This window comes from Leisingera sp. MMG026 (assembly GCF_021654205.1).
Lineage (GTDB): Bacteria > Pseudomonadota > Alphaproteobacteria > Rhodobacterales > Rhodobacteraceae > Leisingera.
Genome location: NZ_JAKFZM010000008.1, coordinates 102,869 through 118,673, shown reverse-complemented (window position 1 = coordinate 118,673; position 15,805 = coordinate 102,869). Strand labels below are relative to the sequence as shown.

17 protein-coding genes are annotated in these 15,805 nt (G+C 63.4%); 3 read left to right on the top strand and 14 right to left on the bottom strand.

Translation table 11 applies throughout. The features are described from left to right. Positions 1-8 precede the first annotated feature (8 nt). Complete coding sequence (locus L1069_RS06405) at positions 9-1,580, top strand: Ppx/GppA family phosphatase (RefSeq protein ID WP_129370431.1); 1,572 nt, start codon at positions 9-11, stop codon at positions 1,578-1,580. 17 nt (positions 1,581-1,597) lie between these two features. On the opposite strand, the gene L1069_RS06400 is transcribed toward L1069_RS06405, so the two are convergent. From L1069_RS06400 to L1069_RS06365, 8 genes are all read right to left on the bottom strand, one after another. Continuing rightward, a complete protein-coding gene (locus L1069_RS06400; protein ID WP_129370430.1) occupies positions 1,598-1,978 on the bottom strand; it encodes a hypothetical protein in 381 nt (126 codons plus the stop codon). 104 nt (positions 1,979-2,082) lie between these two features. Then, positions 2,083-2,712: a LysE family translocator gene (locus L1069_RS06395; protein ID WP_237455096.1), complete on the bottom strand. Its 630-nt coding sequence runs from the start codon at positions 2,710-2,712 to the stop codon at positions 2,083-2,085. 171 nt (positions 2,713-2,883) lie between these two features. Next, entirely contained in the window at positions 2,884-3,879 is a 996-nt protein-coding gene (locus L1069_RS06390; RefSeq protein WP_129372868.1) for an endonuclease/exonuclease/phosphatase family protein, read from the bottom strand. Continuing rightward, on the bottom strand, positions 3,860-4,558 hold the full coding sequence (locus tag L1069_RS06385; RefSeq protein ID WP_237455095.1) for a molecular chaperone DjiA: 699 nt from the start codon (positions 4,556-4,558) through the stop codon (positions 3,860-3,862). The genes L1069_RS06390 and L1069_RS06385 overlap by 20 nt, the downstream gene beginning before the upstream one ends. Positions 4,559-4,567: 9 nt before the next feature. Then, on the bottom strand, positions 4,568-5,089 hold the full coding sequence (locus L1069_RS06380) for a GNAT family N-acetyltransferase (RefSeq protein ID WP_237455094.1): 522 nt from the start codon (positions 5,087-5,089) through the stop codon (positions 4,568-4,570). Further along, complete coding sequence (locus L1069_RS06375; protein ID WP_237455093.1) at positions 5,086-5,694, bottom strand: VOC family protein; 609 nt, start codon at positions 5,692-5,694, stop codon at positions 5,086-5,088. The genes L1069_RS06380 and L1069_RS06375 overlap by 4 nt, the downstream gene beginning before the upstream one ends. A 308-nt stretch (positions 5,695-6,002) precedes the next feature. Continuing rightward, entirely contained in the window at positions 6,003-8,132 is a 2,130-nt protein-coding gene (scpA, locus tag L1069_RS06370; RefSeq protein ID WP_237455092.1) for a methylmalonyl-CoA mutase, read from the bottom strand. After that, complete coding sequence (locus L1069_RS06365) at positions 8,098-9,033, bottom strand: hypothetical protein (RefSeq protein WP_343328043.1); 936 nt, start codon at positions 9,031-9,033, stop codon at positions 8,098-8,100. Before L1069_RS06365 ends, scpA begins: the two co-directional genes overlap by 35 nt. A gap of 174 nt (positions 9,034-9,207) precedes the next feature. Between L1069_RS06365 and L1069_RS06360 the strand changes: the two genes are divergently transcribed. Then, entirely contained in the window at positions 9,208-9,642 is a 435-nt protein-coding gene (locus tag L1069_RS06360) for a DUF4174 domain-containing protein (RefSeq protein WP_134830164.1), read from the top strand. Positions 9,643-9,664: 22 nt separating this feature from the next. On the opposite strand, the gene L1069_RS06355 is transcribed toward L1069_RS06360, so the two are convergent. The 3 genes from L1069_RS06355 to L1069_RS06345 form a co-directional block, all read right to left on the bottom strand. Beyond that, a complete protein-coding gene (locus tag L1069_RS06355) occupies positions 9,665-10,156 on the bottom strand; it encodes a hypothetical protein (RefSeq protein ID WP_237455091.1) in 492 nt (163 codons plus the stop codon). Positions 10,157-10,315: 159 nt separating this feature from the next. After that, positions 10,316-12,361, bottom strand: coding sequence for an acetyl/propionyl/methylcrotonyl-CoA carboxylase subunit alpha (locus L1069_RS06350; protein ID WP_129370422.1), 2,046 nt, complete (start codon positions 12,359-12,361; stop codon positions 10,316-10,318). A 152-nt stretch (positions 12,362-12,513) separates the two neighbouring features. Continuing rightward, a complete protein-coding gene (locus tag L1069_RS06345; protein WP_237455090.1) occupies positions 12,514-12,717 on the bottom strand; it encodes a hypothetical protein in 204 nt (67 codons plus the stop codon). Positions 12,718-13,394: 677 nt separating this feature from the next. Between L1069_RS06345 and L1069_RS06340 the strand changes: the two genes are divergently transcribed. After that, positions 13,395-14,537, top strand: a complete 1,143-nt coding sequence (locus L1069_RS06340) for a DcaP family trimeric outer membrane transporter (protein ID WP_129370420.1) — start codon at positions 13,395-13,397, stop codon at positions 14,535-14,537. A 95-nt stretch (positions 14,538-14,632) separates the two neighbouring features. Here L1069_RS06340 and L1069_RS06335 read toward each other — a convergent pair whose 3' ends face one another. The 3 genes from L1069_RS06335 to L1069_RS06325 all read right to left on the bottom strand — a co-directional run bounded on the left by L1069_RS06335 (position 14,633) and on the right by L1069_RS06325 (position 15,779). Continuing rightward, positions 14,633-14,977, bottom strand: coding sequence for a hypothetical protein (locus L1069_RS06335; RefSeq protein WP_134830166.1), 345 nt, complete (start codon positions 14,975-14,977; stop codon positions 14,633-14,635). 69 nt (positions 14,978-15,046) lie between these two features. Then, the gene (locus L1069_RS06330; RefSeq protein WP_024089507.1) at positions 15,047-15,187 is read right to left on the bottom strand and encodes a hypothetical protein; all 141 of its coding nucleotides are present in this window, start codon (positions 15,185-15,187) and stop codon (positions 15,047-15,049) included. A gap of 214 nt (positions 15,188-15,401) precedes the next feature. After that, positions 15,402-15,779, bottom strand: a complete 378-nt coding sequence (locus L1069_RS06325) for a DUF6497 family protein (RefSeq protein ID WP_237455089.1) — start codon at positions 15,777-15,779, stop codon at positions 15,402-15,404. Between the last annotated feature and the right edge of the window lie 26 nt (positions 15,780-15,805).

Sequence of the window (15,805 nt, the reverse complement as noted above, 5' to 3'; positions counted from 1 at the left end):
GAGCCCTCATGAACGTCACCCAGGACCCCGCCGCCGCCAATGCCGATTGGGGGCCCTTCGGCCGCCCGATCTTTGATGACCCCAGGGCCCGGGCACTGTCGCGGGTGGGGGTGGTCGATGTCGGCTCCAACTCGGTCCGGCTGGTGGTGTTCGACGGCGCCGCCCGCAGCCCGGCTTATTTCTATAACGAAAAGATCATGTGCGCGCTTGGCGCGGGCCTGTCGGAATCGGGACGCCTGAACCCCGAGGGGCGCGCCCGCGCCCTGTCGGCGCTGCGCCGGTTTCAGCATCTGGCCAAGGGCATGGGCCTGCCGCCGCTGTCCGCCGTTGCCACCGCCGCGGTGCGCGACGCCGGGGACGGGCCGGATTTCTGCGCCGAAGTGCTGCGCGAGACCGGGCTGAAGATCCACGTTATCGACGGGCGCGAAGAGGCGCGGCTGTCGGCGCAGGGCGTACTGCTGGGCTGGCCCGGCGCCTATGGGCTGGTCTGCGATATCGGCGGCTCGTCAATGGAGCTGGCGGAAATACAGGAGAACTCTGTCGGGCGCCGGGTCACCTCATCCCTGGGACCGCTGAAGCTGCGCGACATCAAGGGCGGGCGCAAAGGCCGCAAAGCCCATATCAAGGAGGTGATCGAACAGCTGAAAGGCGCGATGGGCGCGCAGCGCGACCGGCTGTTCCTGGTCGGCGGCAGCTGGCGGGCGATTGCCCGCATCGACATGCACCGGCGCGGCTATCCGCTGAAGGTGCTGCATGAATACCGGATGTCCGCCAAGGACGTGCGCGAAACCGCCCGCTATATTGAGACCACAAACCTGGACAAGCTGCGCAACGCCTGCGGCGTCTCCGCCAGCCGGATGTCGCTGGTGCCCTATGCGATCGACGTGCTGACCCGGCTGGTCAAGACCTTCAAACCCAAGGATATCGCCGTCTCCAGCTATGGTATCCGCGAAGGCCTGCTGTACGAACAGATGCCGCAGCGGCTGCGCGCCCGCGATCCGCTGATCGAAGCCTCGCGCTTTGCCGAGGCCAAGGACGCCCGCGTGCCCGGTTTCGGCGGCACCCTGTATGAATTTGTCAGCCCGCTGTTCAGCGGTGCCCCGCTGGCCAAACGGCGGCTGGTCAAGGCGGCCTGCCTGTTGCATGACGTCAGCTGGCGCGCCCATCCCGACTACCGCGCCGAGGTCTGTTTCGACAACGCCACCCGCGCCAACCTGGGCGGGTTGAAACATTCGGAACGGGTGTTCCTGGGCCTGGCGCTGCTGCACCGTTACAGCAACAAGCGGCAGGGCAGCTCGTTCGAATACCTCTATGGGCTGCTGGACGAAAAGGGCCAGCACGAGGCCGAGGTGCTGGGCAAGGCGATGCGGTTCGGCGCAATGCTGATGCTGACCAGCACCGGCGCCATCGGCAGCTTGCGCTGGCAGCCGCGCAAGCGGGTTCTGCACGCGGAACTGCCGGATGCGGCACGGCCGCTGTACGGCGAAGTTGCCGAAGCCCGGTTGCAATCTCTGGGCAAGGCATTGGATGCCGGGGTGCAGCTGAGTTTCAGCAAACCCGCCGGTCCGTCTGAGGCGTAAGGTCCTTTGGCGCTGCGTCAGATTTCGGTGACGCCTTCCTCCTCGCCCTTGTCTTTCTCGGCGGGCGCGTTGTCCTTGGGTTTCTTGCGGATGATGATATCGCCGTTGGGCAGGATCTCGGGCAGCTCATAGGCGCTCCAATCCTTCACCTCCTTGGCGATTTCGGCCAGCGCAGGCCCCATTTCGGCAAGGAAAGCCCCCATCGAGGGGCCGATGTCCTCCATCATGCCCTGCAGGTCTTCCAGCGCCGGCGCCATTTCCTCGCGCAGCCCCTCCCAGAACAGTTCCGCCCCGCGTTCCATCAGAGAGGGGGCACCGCCCTCCTCCCCGGCTTCCTGGGCGGCAAGCGGAACGGACATCAGGGCAACGAGGGCGGCTGGCAAAAGGATCTGTTTCATAGTGCCAATATAGGGACGTGTTGCCGGGGGTAACAGGGGCTGCATTCCAATGCCGCGCGGGAGCTGGTGGACCGGTCAGCGGACTTGGCTGCCGTTCCCGTTCGCTATTGCGCTCGCTTGAATGTCGCTGTTGCAACCCCCATCGCAACGAGTGCGCCACCGCCCAACCGAGAGAACCATGCCAATACCGATGGCCGTGCAATCTTCGCCCTGAGTTTGTCCGCCAGGATCGCATATGCGAGCGCGTTGATCGCCGCCAATCCTACGAATGTTGCCACCAATATCGCGAATTGCGGGAGAAGTGGGCTGTCCACGACAATGAACTGAGGCACGAAAGCGATGAAGAAGACGATGGACTTCGGATTGAGTGCGGTCACAGCTGCCGCGTGGCCGAAAACGCTGGAAGCTCGTGCTTCGGTCACTTTTTCAATGTCTCCGAGTGAAGCCATTGATGCACTGCGGAAAAGTTTTATCCCCAGATAGACGAGATAAACGGCACCCACCCACTTTAAAGCAGTGAAAAGGGTTGCGGACGCGAGGACTAAAGCACCCAAACCAGCGAGCGAAGCAGACATCGCGATCAAGTCACCTAACGCAACACCACCGACGGTTGCGAGAGCCACTCTCTTACCTTGGCTCATAGCGTAGCTGAGGACGAGCAGAACCGTTGGCCCAGGAATAAGAAGAAGCGCGGTTGAGGCGGCGACAAACGCCAACCAAATTTGAAAATCCATTGAAACACCTTCCTGATTTTACAATCAGCCAGCCACAGCCTTATCACACTGTAAAGAGATTTTTCGGATGAAGCACTGCGATGCAGCATTCGGTAAGAAGGGCTCTTCTCTGCACTTGGCGTCTTCGGCAGATATCGTTTCATTATCTTTAAGCTGCAAGTCTCCGCCACCTCACGCCAGCGCGATATCCAGCGTCACCGGGAAATGATCCGAGGCATTCAGCAGCGCCTGGCGCAACTCCGCATCGCCATAGCATTCCGCGTCCTCGAACGGGTGCCAGATGCGCCACTTGGGCTGCTGCCCCATCAGGCTGTGCGAGATCATCACATAATCCAAAAGCGCGCAGAAATAGCGTTTTGTTTCAGGATTGTAGAACCGCGAGGTGCTGGGCAGAACGGTGGCGCGCGGACGCAAGAGGCTTTGCGCGTTGGGGTCGTTCAGCAGGCTGCCCATCACGATCTCAACCGAGGACTGGCCGAACAGTTTCTCAAATTCATCCAGGCCTGGGCCGTCGTTCAGATCCCCCAGAACCACCAAATGTTCCCCCGCTGCGGCATGTTCCGCCACCCGCCGGTGCAGCCAGATCGCCTGTGCTAGCTGCTTGCGCCGGTTGGCGATGGAGACAGTGGCGACCTCGTTCCTGGTCCGGGCACCATGCGGCGCCTTGGATTTCAGATGCGCGCCGATCATCCGCAGCGGCGTGCCGCCTTTGGTGGTCACCGCCAGTTCCAGCGGCGGCTTGGAAAACCGCACTTGATCGGCCTGGGCGTCGATGTCGAGGTCAATGCCGAACACCCCGTCAAACCGCGGCGCATCCGCCGTGGCGCGGGGATCATGGCGGGCGTCCAGAACATCCGGATCAAACAGCAGTGCAATTTCCTGCTGGGTGTCGTTGGCAAAGCCGCTGACGGCCTCGCGCGCTCTGAGCCCGGCTTCAGCCGCAAAGCGCTCCAACGCGCGGGTGGTGCGCTGGCTGCGGCCGGTATTGGGCGCCTCCACCACCATCACCGCATCGGCATCAATGCGGCGCAGCACATGGGCGATGGCGTGGCCCTGGGTGTATCGGTCGACCCCGTGGCGGGAGGAACGTTCGCCGTCAAGCAGCAGATTATCCTCTGCATCAAACAGGTTGGCGAACCATTCGATATTATAGGTTGCCAGCCGCATTGCCGCAGCATCCATTGATTTCATCCCAGGCGCGGTTGATGTCGATCATCCGCTTCTCCGCCAGCCGCACGGCCTCTTCGGGCACCCCGCGGGCGATCATCGCATCCGGGTGGGTGTCGCGCACCAGCTTGCGCCAATGCTTGCGGATCTCGTTCATGGCCATATCCGGGCTGACACCCAGCACAGTATAGGGGTCCTTGGGCGCATCCGGCACAAACCGCGCCCTAAGCGCCTGGAACTGCTGCGGAGTCTGGCCGAAGATGCGGCTTACTTCCTCCAGGAATTCATTCTCGCCGGGGTGATAGAAGCCATCGGCCATGGCGATATGAAACAGCCCCTCCATCAGGTCGCACAGCGTGGTGGGGTCATCGGCAAACATGCTGTGGATGCGGCGGGCGTATTCCTGGTAGCCGGCCACATCGGTGCGCGCCATGTCAAAGACGCGGGCAGCACCTGTTTCATCATCGCGGGCGATCTGGAACACCTCGCGGAAGGCGGCCACTTCGTCGCGGGTGACCTGCCCGTCGGCCTTGGCCATCTTGGCGCCAAGGGCGATGACGGCAATGGCAAAGGCCACGGTGCGTTCGGGCGGTGCGCGCAAGCGGTCAAAGACTTCCGACAGGCTTTCGCCTGCGGCAAGGGCTGCCAGCGCGTCGGATATGCGGGTCCAAAGTGACATGATGCCAGCCTATGCGTCTTTGCCGGGGTTGTCAGGGGCGGGAATACCGGGCGTCAGGATTTTCTGCATGAAAACAGTGTCGAGCCAGCGCCCCTGCTTGCAACCCAGTTCCGGCATCCTTGCGGTTTCCACATAGCCCATAGCTGCATGGAAAGCGATTGCTGCGGGATTGGCACTGCTGACACAGGCGATCAGCACGTGAATGCCCGCCTGTTCCGCCTTGGCCTCCAGCGCCTGCATCAGCTTGCGGCCCGCGCCCTGCCCCTGTGCTTCGGGCAGCAGATGAATGGTGTGCTCTGCCGTGAAACGGTAGCCGGGACCGGGGCGGAACAGGAAGTAATGCGCGTGGCCGAGGATCCTGCCGCCCTGTTCCGCCACCAGATAGGCGCCGTTGCCGGCCGCGATCTGTTCCCGGACGTCTTCAGGCGACTTTTCAATGGTGTTGAAGGTGGCCAGCGTGTCGCGGATCACCCAGTTGGCAATGGTGCAGACGGCTTTGGCATCATCAGGGCGGGCAGAGCGGATTTTCATCGCAGCACCCTTGGCCCATGCGGGGTTTCGAATTCAGCCAGCATCGCAGGTTTACCCTGCTCCACAGCAACGCGCGGGTCGGCAAGGATCCGGTCCAATGCGGCTTGCAGGTCTTTGGCCTCCGGGTGGCTGAGGATCAGGCGGGTCAGGCGGCAGCGCGACCGCGGCAGCTTGCCGGCGGGCGGTTCGGCCTGCCACTGCAGCACCGCAGGAAAGATGTTGTCAAACGGCAAAAACCCGTCGCTTGGCACTGTCATCAGCCATTTGAGGCCGCCGCGCTGCATCGCCACATGCCGCTGCGCATGTGGCGGCAGCAACGGTTTCTCAGTCTCAAGGTTTTCGCTTCGAAGAATCCAGTTGTTCAGTCTTGCGGGGCCTTTGAAACGGTTGAGGTCAAACCAGCGCGGCTGCTCCTGCGGCTCGGCCTCAATGTCGATGGCGATGGCTTCGAGGTAAAGGCCGTCCTCCAGCCCGATGAGGCGGTTATGGGTGCCATACCGGGTGTGGGAGCCACCGGGGCCAAGCGCGGCGCCAAGGGCCTCTTCGGCATGGGCAACCGCCTCTTCCAGCGTTTCGCCGGCCACGGCCAGGTGATCAAGTATCATTTGCGCCTCCCCTTTTGCGGCCAGAGACTAGCCGGACAGCGGCGGGGTGCAAGGCGGGATTTGCCGTCAAGGACAGTGAAGCGGGCACCCGCCACCGGCGCTGAGAGGACACTCAAAACCGCCAGCGCTCCCGCCCGTCGCAGGCTGTGCCGAAGGCACATCCGCTCCCGTTGGGCGGGGCATCGCGCGCCTGACGGCGCGCGATGCCGACAGTTCACCTGGCAGGGTGAACTGCCAGGCCCTAAGCCGCCAAGGGGTTTGCCCGCAGGGCTGGCACCTGCGGGTGCGGGAGCCCCCTGCTACTTACGTTACGCCCGCGCTTCGCGGATCAGGCGCAGGATGTCCTGGGCGGCCTCGGGGATGTTGGTGCCGGGGCCAAAGATTGCCTTGACGCCTTTTGAGTACAGGAACTCGTAATCCTGCTGCGGGATCACGCCGCCGCAGATCACCAGGATGTCGCCTGCCCCTTCCGCCTTCAGCGCCTCGACCAGCTGCGGTGCCAATGTCTTGTGTCCTGCCGCCTGGCTGGAGATGCCGATCACATGGACGTCATTGTCGATGGCGTCCTGCGCGGCCTCGGCAGGGGTCTGGAACAGCGGGCCGACATCAACGTCGAAACCGATGTCAGCGAACGCCGTCGCAATCACCTTGGCGCCGCGGTCGTGGCCGTCCTGGCCCATCTTGACCACCAGAAGACGCGGGCGGCGGCCCTCTTCTTCGGCGAAATCCTCGATCGATTTCTGGATCGCGGCAAAGCCTTCATCGCCTTCGTATGCGGCACCATAGACCCCCGCCAAAGTCTTCACTTCCGCACGGTGGCGGCCGAATTCCTTTTCCATCGCCATGGAGATTTCTCCGACTGAGGCCCGCGCGCGGGCGGCTTCAACTGCGGCTTCCAGCAGATTGCCGCTGCCCGCCTGGGCACGGCGGGTGAGTTCATCAAGCGCGGCCTGGCAAGCGGTTTCGTCGCGGCCGGCCCGCATTTTCTGCAAACGGGCGATCTGAGACTCGCGGACAGCCACATTGTCCACATCCAGGATGTCGATCAGGTCTTCTTTTTCCTTGCGGTACTTGTTGACGCCGACAACCACCTCGTCGCCGCGGTCAATCATCGCCTGGCGGCGGGCGGCGCTTTCCTCAATGCGCAGCTTGGGCATGCCGCTCTCGACCGCCTTGGTCATGCCGCCCATTTCCTCAACCTCTTCGATTAAGGCCCAGGCCTGTTCGATCAGGTCGTTGGTGAGGCTTTCGACATAATAAGAGCCGGCCAGCGGATCGACGACATTGGTCACACCGGTTTCCTCCTGCAGCACCAGCTGGGTGTTGCGGGCGATGCGGGCGGAGAAGTCGGTGGGCAGCGCGATGGCTTCATCCAGCGCGTTGGTGTGCAGGCTTTGCGTGCCGCCGAGGACTGCGCTCATCGCCTCATAGGCGGTGCGGATCACGTTGTTGTAGGGATCCTGCTCCTGCAGCGACACACCGGAGGTCTGGCAATGGGTGCGCAGCATCTTGGAGCGTTCGGACTTGGCGCCGAACTCGGTCATCACCCGGTGCCACAGGGTACGGGCGGCGCGCAGTTTGGCGATTTCCATGAAAAAGTTCATGCCGATCGCAAAGAAGAACGACAGCCGCCCTGCGAATTTATCCACGTCCATACCGGCATCCAGCGCCGCGCGCACATATTCGCGCCCGTCGGCGATGGTATAGGCCAGCTCCTGCACCAGGTTCGCGCCGGCCTCCTGCATGTGGTAGCCGGAGATCGAGATCGAGTTGAACTTGGGCATCTCGTTGGAGGTGTATTCGATAATGTCCGAGATGATCCGCATCGAGGGTTTCGGCGGATAGATATAGGTGTTGCGGACCATGAACTCCTTCAGAATGTCGTTCTGAATGGTGCCTGCGAGGACCGATTTATCGTGGCCCTGTTCTTCGCCCGCAACAATGAAGGATGCCAGAACCGGGATCACCGCACCGTTCATGGTCATCGAGACCGAAACCTTGTCGAGCGGGATGCCGTCGAACAGGATTTTCATGTCCTCGACGCTGTCAATCGCCACGCCGGCCTTGCCGACGTCGCCGACCACACGGGGGTGATCGCTGTCATAACCGCGGTGGGTGGCGAGGTCGAAGGCGACCGAGACACCCTGCTGGCCGGCGGCCAGGTTGCGGCGGTAGAAGGCGTTGCTTTCCTCGGCGGTGGAAAAGCCCGCGTACTGGCGGATGGTCCAGGGGCGGCCGGCATACATGGTGGCCTTGACGCCGCGGGTAAACGGGCCGACGCCGGGCAGCGTGCCCATGTGGGGCAGGTCCTTGGTGTCGTCTTCGGTATAAAGCGGCTTGACCTCGATGCCTTCCAGCGTCTGCCAATTAAGGTCGTCAACCGCCCGTCCGCGCAGCTCTTTCTCAGCCAGAGCCTGCCATTCGTCTTTGTTTGTCATCAGGTCTTCCTCTTGTCAGTCCGGTGTGGGGCGGGTTCAAGCCCGCCGCCGGTTTATCGGGATCATGGGCCAGCGCGGCGATGCCATCGGCACCGCCTGCCAGCCACATCATGTCGTCGGCATACGCCTCGCGCAGGCGTGCGGTCTGCGCGTCGTCAAAGGGGCGCCAGCGGCCTGAGCCCTCTGGCAGTTTGGCCGCCGCAGAGGACGGCACGCTGGCGCGCAGGTCCTGCAGGCACAGCGAGGCGTTGAGCCGCACCCTTGCGTGGGTGCGCGGCGCCTCGGCCCCGGTGAGGGCGGCCAGCTGTGCCTCGGGCCGGGTGCCAAAGGTTTCAAACGGCAGCACATGCAGGCGCACATCAGGCACCGCGCAGGCAATATCGGTGATCACATCGCGCCAGCTGCGCGGCGCCTGCACCAGACGGTCAAGCTGCGCTGCAGATGGCACCCGGTGGCCGCGGGCCACCGCATAGGCCAGTGCCGAGGTCCAGTAGCCGTCCAGGCTGCGGATGCTGAGTGCCACGTCTGTCACAGCATTGCCGAAGGCCTGGGAGAACCGCGCCATCCGTTCCCCCACGCCGTTATAAAGATCGCCAAACCGCAGGTTGCCGCGGATGGAGCCGATCATGTTTTCTTCACTGATCAGCAGCTGATGGATGCCCTGCTCACGGCAGCCGGAAACCTGGATCTGCAGCCGTCCGCGGGCGCGCTGGGCGAGGTCGCGGCCGGTCACCCGTGCAGGCCCTGGCTGGATGCCGTGGAACAGCCCGCCCCTGGTGCGGAACGGCCCCCAGAACCCAATGCGCTGTTTGGCAAGCCCATCGGCGTTCTGGCGCATGTATTCCTGAAACGACGTGGTTGCGCAGCGGTGCGCACCGGTATGAAGGATCACTTTCATCATGCTTCGGGACCTCTTCTGGAGGGCCGCAGGCCGCAGCCCGGTCAAGGGGAATGGCACAATCATGGCCGGCAACCCCTCAGTATCCCGTTAACGATGATGTTTTTTGGCCAAGTTGCGGATTTCCCGGTCGCATTTGCCGCCGCTGCGCATATATTCAACGGGACAGGAGAGATCATGAGAGCAATCCTAACCGTTGTTTTGGCAGGTTTTATTCCGCTTGCGGCCCTGGCTGCAGATGGCAGTGCGCCTGATTGGATACAGCCCGGGTATGATGTGGAACTGGAGGATTTCCAGTGGAAGCAGCGCCCTGTGGTGGTGTTTGCCGACAGCCCCGACGACCCGCGCTTCCACGAGCAGATGGAGCGGCTGATGCAGGGCGCCGAGGTTCTGAAAACCCGGGATGTGGTGGTGCTGGTTGACACCGACCCGGCCGCAAAATCGGCGCTGCGCAACAAGCTGCGTCCGCGCGGATTCATGCTGGTTCTGGTCGGCAAGGACGGCGGCGTGAAGCTGCGCAAACCGCACCCTTGGACGGCGCGCGAATTGTCCCGCACCATCGACAAATTCCCCGAGCGGCTGCGCGAAGTGGAAGAGCGGCGCGGCGGCTGAGCTGACCGGGCCGCGCCTGCTGTCAGCTGTTGCCGCGGACGTAAATCAGCGCCATCGCCTGTTTGTCGAGCACAACCATGGCATGGCTGTCCGGCACAAAGACAAGGTTGGATTGCGGGTTCAGGATGGCGCGGTAGTAGACGCCCTTGACGATCTCGCTCATGCAATTGACGCCGGCCAGGCCCGAGTTCAGGATCCCGATACCCTGCGGCAGATCCCGCGACATGATCGCCTCGGTCACCGCATTGGGGGATTTTCCCGCCACGCGGAACACAACCGGCTTGCCGTCTGCCAGCATTTTCATGCCGGTGTTGACGGATCGCGCCCTGCCCAGCAGCGAGGTGATCCGCGGCTGTTCCGTTGTGTGGAAAACCGCAGCGGTGCAGGTGGACGAGGATTGGAAAAAGAAGGTTTCGCCCAGTTCCGTCCATTCGGACAGCAGCACGCGCACCTCCTCTTCCTTGTCGAGCGTGCAGCCCGTCAGCAGGAGAATGCCCGAAAGCAAACCGGTCATTAAGCGGAACATACGGCACCTTGAGGAAGTTCAACCCGGGCAGGATGGCAGAGATTCCTGAAGATTTCGTGCACGGGGGCGTGCTGTGCGGGGCAGGCACGCAGCCGTCGGCGGGAGACCCCGCCGCCGCGTCCGCATATATGCCTGCCCCGTGGTGCATTATTCGAATTCCATGATCACATCGTCGACCGCCAGGCTGTCGCCGGCGCCTGCGTTGATCTTGGCGACCACACCCTTTTTCTCGGCGCGCAGGATGTTTTCCATCTTCATCGCCTCGATTGTGCAAAGGGCCTGGCCCTCCTGGACCTCCTGCCCCGCTTCGACGTCGACCTTCACAATCAGGCCGGGCATCGGGCACAGCAGCATCTTGGAGGTGTCGGGCGGCAGTTTTTCCGGCATCAGCTGCGCCAGTTCCGCCTGGCGCGGGGTGCGCACATGGACTTTGAGATCCGCCCCGCGGGAGCGGATGCGGAAACCCTGGGTGACCTTGCCGGTCTTCAGCACCAGGATCTCGCCGTCCACGTCCAGGGTGGCCAGCTGGTCGCCCGGCGTCCAGTCCGAGGACACGCGCAATGCGGCACCGTCGGCGAACTTGACAGTGGCGCCGTCACGGTCGGCGTCAATCACCACGTCATAGGACTGGCCCTGCAGGGTGACGGTCCAATCGGTGCCGACCTTGCGTTCGTGGTTATCCATCCGGCCCGACACCCGGGTGCGGCGGATTTCGGCAACCCGGTGCATGGCCGCACAGGAGGCGGCGATCTTGCGCAGGTCGGCTTCGGGCAGCTCAACGCCCTCAAAACCTTCGGGATACTGTTCCTCGATAAAGGCGGTGGTCATGGTGCCGTCGATGAAGATCGGGTGATCCATGACAGCTGACAGGAACGGCAGGTTGTGGCCGATGCCTTCGACCTCGAAACTGTCGAGGGCAATGCGCATGGCGTCGATCGCCTCAGCCCGGGTGGGCGCCCAGGTGCAAAGCTTGGCGATCATCGGGTCGTAATACATCGAGATCTCGCCGCCCTCATAGACGCCGGTGTCGTTGCGCACGGCGGTCTCGCCCGCGGGCGCATCCCCCTGCCACTTGCCATTGATCAGCATCGGGCCTGCGGCAGTCTCGGCCGGCGGGCGGTAGCGCGACAGGCGGCCGATGGAGGGCAGGAAGCCGCGGTAGGGATCTTCGGCATAAAGACGGTTTTCAATTGCCCAGCCGGTAAGTTTCACGTCTTCCTGGCGCAACGGCAGCTCACCGCCGCCGGCAACGCGGATCATCTGTTCGACCAGATCAACACCGGTGATCAGCTCGGTCACCGGATGCTCCACCTGCAGGCGGGTGTTCATTTCCAGGAAGTAGAAGTTCTTGTCGCCATCGACGATGAATTCCACAGTGCCGGCTGAGGCATAGCCCACCGCCTTGGCCAGGGCGACGGCCTGCTCGCCCATTGCCTTGCGGGTTTCCTCGTCAAGGAACGGCGACGGGGCTTCTTCGACTACTTTCTGGTTGCGGCGCTGGATCGAGCATTCACGCTCGCCCAGGTAGATACCGTTGCCGTGGGTGTCGCAGAGCACCTGGATTTCGATGTGGCGCGGCTGGGTGACGAATTTCTCGATGAAGATGCGGTCGTCGCCAAAGGAGTTCGCGGCCTCGTTCTTGGAAGACTGGAAACCTTCGCGGGCCTCTTCGTCGTTCCAGGCGATGCGCATGCCCTTGCCGCCGCCGCCGGCGGAGGCCTTGATCATCACCGGGTAGCCGACCTCGTTCGAGATCTTAACCGCCTCATCCGCGTCGGCAATCAGCCCCATGTAGCCGGGCACGGTGGAAACACCGGCCTCCTGGGCGATTTTCTTAGAGGTGATCTTGTCGCCCATGCTTTCAATCGCACCCACCGGCGGGCCGACAAAGGCGACGCCTTCGGCGGCCAGGGCCTCGGCGAATTTGGAGTTTTCCGACAAGAAGCCATAGCCCGGATGCACCGCCTGGGCGCCGGTTGCGCGGACCGCCTCCATCACCTTGTCGATGACGATATAGGACTGGTTGGCAGGCGGCGGGCCGATGTGGACAGCCTCGTCGGCCATTTGCACATGCAGGGCCTGCTTGTCGGCGTCAGAGTAGATGGCAACGGTTTTGATGCCCATTTTCCGCGCGGTTTTGATCACCCGGCAGGCGATTTCGCCCCGGTTGGCGATCAGGATCTTGTCAAACATAGGTGGTCCCTTTGTATTCTGGCCCTTGGTCCTTGGCATTCCGGAATGCAAAACGCCGCGCCCGGGGCAGACCCAGGCACGGCGTTTGCGCGATTTTTGCACCGGCCGCAGCGGGCCGGATGTTCAGCAGTGCAGCGGCAGCGGTGGCGGCCTTAGCACTTGCGGGGGTTCTGCTGGCAATAGACCAGGTTAGCGGCCACGCCGACGGCTGCGCCGGTGACCAGGCTGCCGTCCAGCAGTGCAGCACCTGCGGCGCCTGCGCCGGCACCATATACGATACGTTCGCCAGTGGTGTCGCCGCAGGCCGCCGCAAAGCCGCAGAGCGACAGGGCCGCGATGAAAGTTTTTGCCTGCATGTCCAGTTTCCTTCTTCCGGGGACGTCAGTGTCCCCGCGGAATTTGCAGGCTGGACAGCCGCGCGCAACGCTGTGCGGACCCCGCCCTTCAGTTGGGCGGAGGCTTGCCGCATGGGGGGGAGTATACGGCAAGCTTCCGCCGGTGCCTGAAGGGGAGAAAAGACGGGCAGGACGCGGATGGGGGCGCGTACCTGCCCGTTCAGGCGAAGGGGCCGGAACAGATGCTCGGCACAGCAGCGTGGCTGCGCTGCTTGACCCACGATGCACAGCCCCGGCGCTGCTGTAAGCCCCTGAAATGCAAGGCCGCGGATTTGGGCAGATTCCTGCTGACCGGCGCGGCGGCTGTGCGATTTCACGCCGAAATCACGCACCGCCCACCGGGCAGTGGCGCAGGGCCGCGTCAGCCCTGTCACATCGCCGTTACAACCCTGACGCTGTGCTGGCCGGCCAAACAAGCGGCCGTCAAAGCGCTGTGAACGGCAGCGCCGGACCGGCGCGGAGATTTGCAGCCCCGCCAGCACCTTGGCCTGCGCAAACACTGCAGCGTGAACAGCCCGTGAAAATTCCGCACTTTTTCCGGCGCAAATCCTCACGGCGGCTCTCTTTGAAGTCATTTCCCCCCCGTTTGCGCACGTGGGAGTCTGGCTGCACATCACATAAGGAGGAGGGATAACCCCATGACCAAAGTGCATAGAGGGCGCTTCGCCCTGGCTGCTGCTGCACTTGCCGGCAGCGCTGGCCTGGCCCAGGCGGACACGCAATCCGAGCTGCAAGAGCTGCGCAACCGGGTCGAGGTGCTGGAAGCGGAAAACCAGCAGGTGACCGGCGCGCCCGGCGACTTCCGCCTGGGCAATACCGCGGTCGACATCTACGGCTACGTCAAGGCCGATTTCTTTTATGATTTCGATTTCGTCCAGGGTGACACGGCCTTTGTCAACAACATCGGCGAGCCGGTGAATGCCACCGACGGCGACTTCGGCGCCACCGTGCGGCAGTCGCGGCTGGGCATCCGCACCACCACCGAGACCGGCATCGGCACCATTCAGGGCCAGCTGGAGTTCGACCTGTTCGCCTCGGGCGGCACTTCCGAACTGCGGCTGCGCCATGCCAATGTGCAGATCGGCGATCACTGGCTGATCGGCCAGACCTGGACCAACTTCATGCCGCTGGGGCAATACCCCGCCAGTGTCGAGTTCAATGGCCCGGTCGGAATTGCCTTTGCCCGGGTGCCGCAGGTCCGCTACAGCAACAGCTTTGGCGACGGTTTCGACTACAGCCTGTCGCTGGAGGAAAACACCGCCGCCTCCAGCGATCCGGTCGCCACGGCAGCGTTCCAGTACAGCAATGATCTGTTCACCGCGCGGATTGCCGGCCTTGCCGGCACCATCCAAAGCGGCGGTGTTGACGTTGATCAGACCGGTGTTACCGTGTCCGGCTCCATCACGCCCTGGGACGGCGGATTGTTCCAGGCCACCTATGTTGACGGCGAGGCCCTGGGGCCGTTGCTGATCGGCCTCGGGGATGCGGTGGTCGGCGGCCAGGCCAACGATGTGAAGGGTTATACCGTCGAATTCCGCCAGGACATCACCGACCAATGGAATGTCGGCATCGCCTACGGACGCGAGGATTATGACCTGCCGACCTCGACCGGCACGCTGTCCTTTACCGAGCTGGAGACCATTCACGTGAATGCCTTCTACAGCCCCACCGACAATCTGACCTTCAGCGCTGAATACATCTTTGGCGAGCGCAACGACACGATCTCCGGCAATACGTTTGACGGCGACCGGGTGCAGCTGGCGGTTCAGCTGAACTTCTGAGGAAACAGCAGACGGGCGGCGCCCCGGACGCAGCGGCAGGCATCGCGGAAAGATCCGCGGTGCCTGTTGCGGGATATGCGTCCGGGACGGTGCCATCAGTCAAACACGTCCGGGAAAGACGCCTGCGCCACGGCCACGTTAATGACCAGCAGCGCCTCGTAGCTGGCCGGATCAAACGGATCTTCGGCAGCGACCACCTCGCGGCCGAACAGCCAGCTAAGACGGCCGGCGTCCAGATTGCCGCGTTCGAACGGCTGGTCGCCGAACTGCTCCCACAGAGCCCGCATAAAGGTGGCATCGACGCGCCGGTCGACGTTCTTGCGGTCGGCAAAACGCTCGCGCCGGGTCAGCGGCGTGACCCCTTTGGGATTGGGGCGGCGGACGGTGAATTGAAAATCGGTGCCGGGCATACGGCCCGGGAACCCGCGGTGTTTCAGCATTTGGGTGCCTCCTGTCCGGCACCCTGCGGGCGGGTAAGGGCCGGCCGCAGGGCCGGACCCTTGTGGTCGTTACTTGTACTTGCCGGTGAATTCCGGCTCTTGCGAGATCGGCTCGGGCTCGACCACGACAAATTCTTCTTCCTGCTGGGCGCAGGCAGTGACGGCGGCCAGCAGGCCGGCCAGGGCGATAAGCTTGATGCTCTTGGACATTTCTGTCTCCTGATAAAAAACGCGAAACCTGCGGGGGCTTGGCCCGCCGCCTGCCTCAACCTCAATGTGAAGGCAGCCCGCAGGCTGCCCGCGCCAAGGATAGCGGGGTTTGCAACCGAGTCACATGTGAATCGCGGCAATTGGCAGCGCTGTGGCTGCAATGCCGCAAGAATCCGCCGATCTGAAGTTCGCCCCGCAAGATGTTGTGGATGCATCAGAAAGCCTCCCACATGCAGCCTGCGGCCTCGGGGCGGTAGGCCTCGAAAAACTGGGTGGCTGCCGGGTCCTGCGCCCCAAAAGGCACCATTCGGTCCGAGAGCGAAATCACCACCCGGGCTGCGGTCAGCCCGCGACCGGCCAGATAGGGCACCGCCAAGGTCTCGCAGAGATGGTCCATGTCGGGCGCCGCCGCCTCATAGCTGACGGAACCGGTTTCCCGGGCGATTTCCGGCGCCAGGAAGCGGAACCGGGCCCAGGTTTCGCCCGCCTGTCCGGGTGCTTCGTCCAGCAGCACCTCGGCCAGGGTCACGGGCTGGCCCGACGGAACCGCAACCGGTTCCGCGGCAGAGGCGGACAGGACGGACAATGCCAAAGGGATAACAGCCAGATATCCGCAGC

What these genes read in the sequence shown, in the direction of transcription:
- L1069_RS06350 (WP_129370422.1), bottom strand. Translation starts at nt 12,361, where the DNA reads ATGTTTGACAAGATCCTGATCGCCAACCGGGGCGAAATCGCCTGCCGG.
- L1069_RS06385 (WP_237455095.1), bottom strand. Translation starts at nt 4,558, where the DNA reads ATGTCACTTTGGACCCGCATATCCGACGCGCTGGCAGCCCTTGCCGCA.
- L1069_RS06400 (WP_129370430.1), bottom strand. Translation starts at nt 1,978, where the DNA reads ATGAAACAGATCCTTTTGCCAGCCGCCCTCGTTGCCCTGATGTCCGTT.
- L1069_RS06340 (WP_129370420.1), top strand. Translation starts at nt 13,395, where the DNA reads ATGACCAAAGTGCATAGAGGGCGCTTCGCCCTGGCTGCTGCTGCACTT.
- L1069_RS06375 (WP_237455093.1), bottom strand. Translation starts at nt 5,694, where the DNA reads ATGATACTTGATCACCTGGCCGTGGCCGGCGAAACGCTGGAAGAGGCG.
- L1069_RS06390 (WP_129372868.1), bottom strand. Translation starts at nt 3,879, where the DNA reads ATGCGGCTGGCAACCTATAATATCGAATGGTTCGCCAACCTGTTTGAT.
- L1069_RS06405 (WP_129370431.1), top strand. Translation starts at nt 9, where the DNA reads ATGAACGTCACCCAGGACCCCGCCGCCGCCAATGCCGATTGGGGGCCC.
- L1069_RS06355 (WP_237455091.1), bottom strand. Translation starts at nt 10,156, where the DNA reads ATGACCGGTTTGCTTTCGGGCATTCTCCTGCTGACGGGCTGCACGCTC.
- L1069_RS06380 (WP_237455094.1), bottom strand. Translation starts at nt 5,089, where the DNA reads ATGAAAATCCGCTCTGCCCGCCCTGATGATGCCAAAGCCGTCTGCACC.
- L1069_RS06330 (WP_024089507.1), bottom strand. Translation starts at nt 15,187, where the DNA reads ATGTCCAAGAGCATCAAGCTTATCGCCCTGGCCGGCCTGCTGGCCGCC.
- L1069_RS06335 (WP_134830166.1), bottom strand. Translation starts at nt 14,977, where the DNA reads ATGCTGAAACACCGCGGGTTCCCGGGCCGTATGCCCGGCACCGATTTT.
- L1069_RS06360 (WP_134830164.1), top strand. Translation starts at nt 9,208, where the DNA reads ATGAGAGCAATCCTAACCGTTGTTTTGGCAGGTTTTATTCCGCTTGCG.
- L1069_RS06365 (WP_343328043.1), bottom strand. Translation starts at nt 9,033, where the DNA reads ATGATGAAAGTGATCCTTCATACCGGTGCGCACCGCTGCGCAACCACG.
- L1069_RS06345 (WP_237455090.1), bottom strand. Translation starts at nt 12,717, where the DNA reads ATGCAGGCAAAAACTTTCATCGCGGCCCTGTCGCTCTGCGGCTTTGCG.
- scpA (WP_237455092.1), bottom strand. Translation starts at nt 8,132, where the DNA reads ATGACAAACAAAGACGAATGGCAGGCTCTGGCTGAGAAAGAGCTGCGC.
- L1069_RS06395 (WP_237455096.1), bottom strand. Translation starts at nt 2,712, where the DNA reads ATGGATTTTCAAATTTGGTTGGCGTTTGTCGCCGCCTCAACCGCGCTT.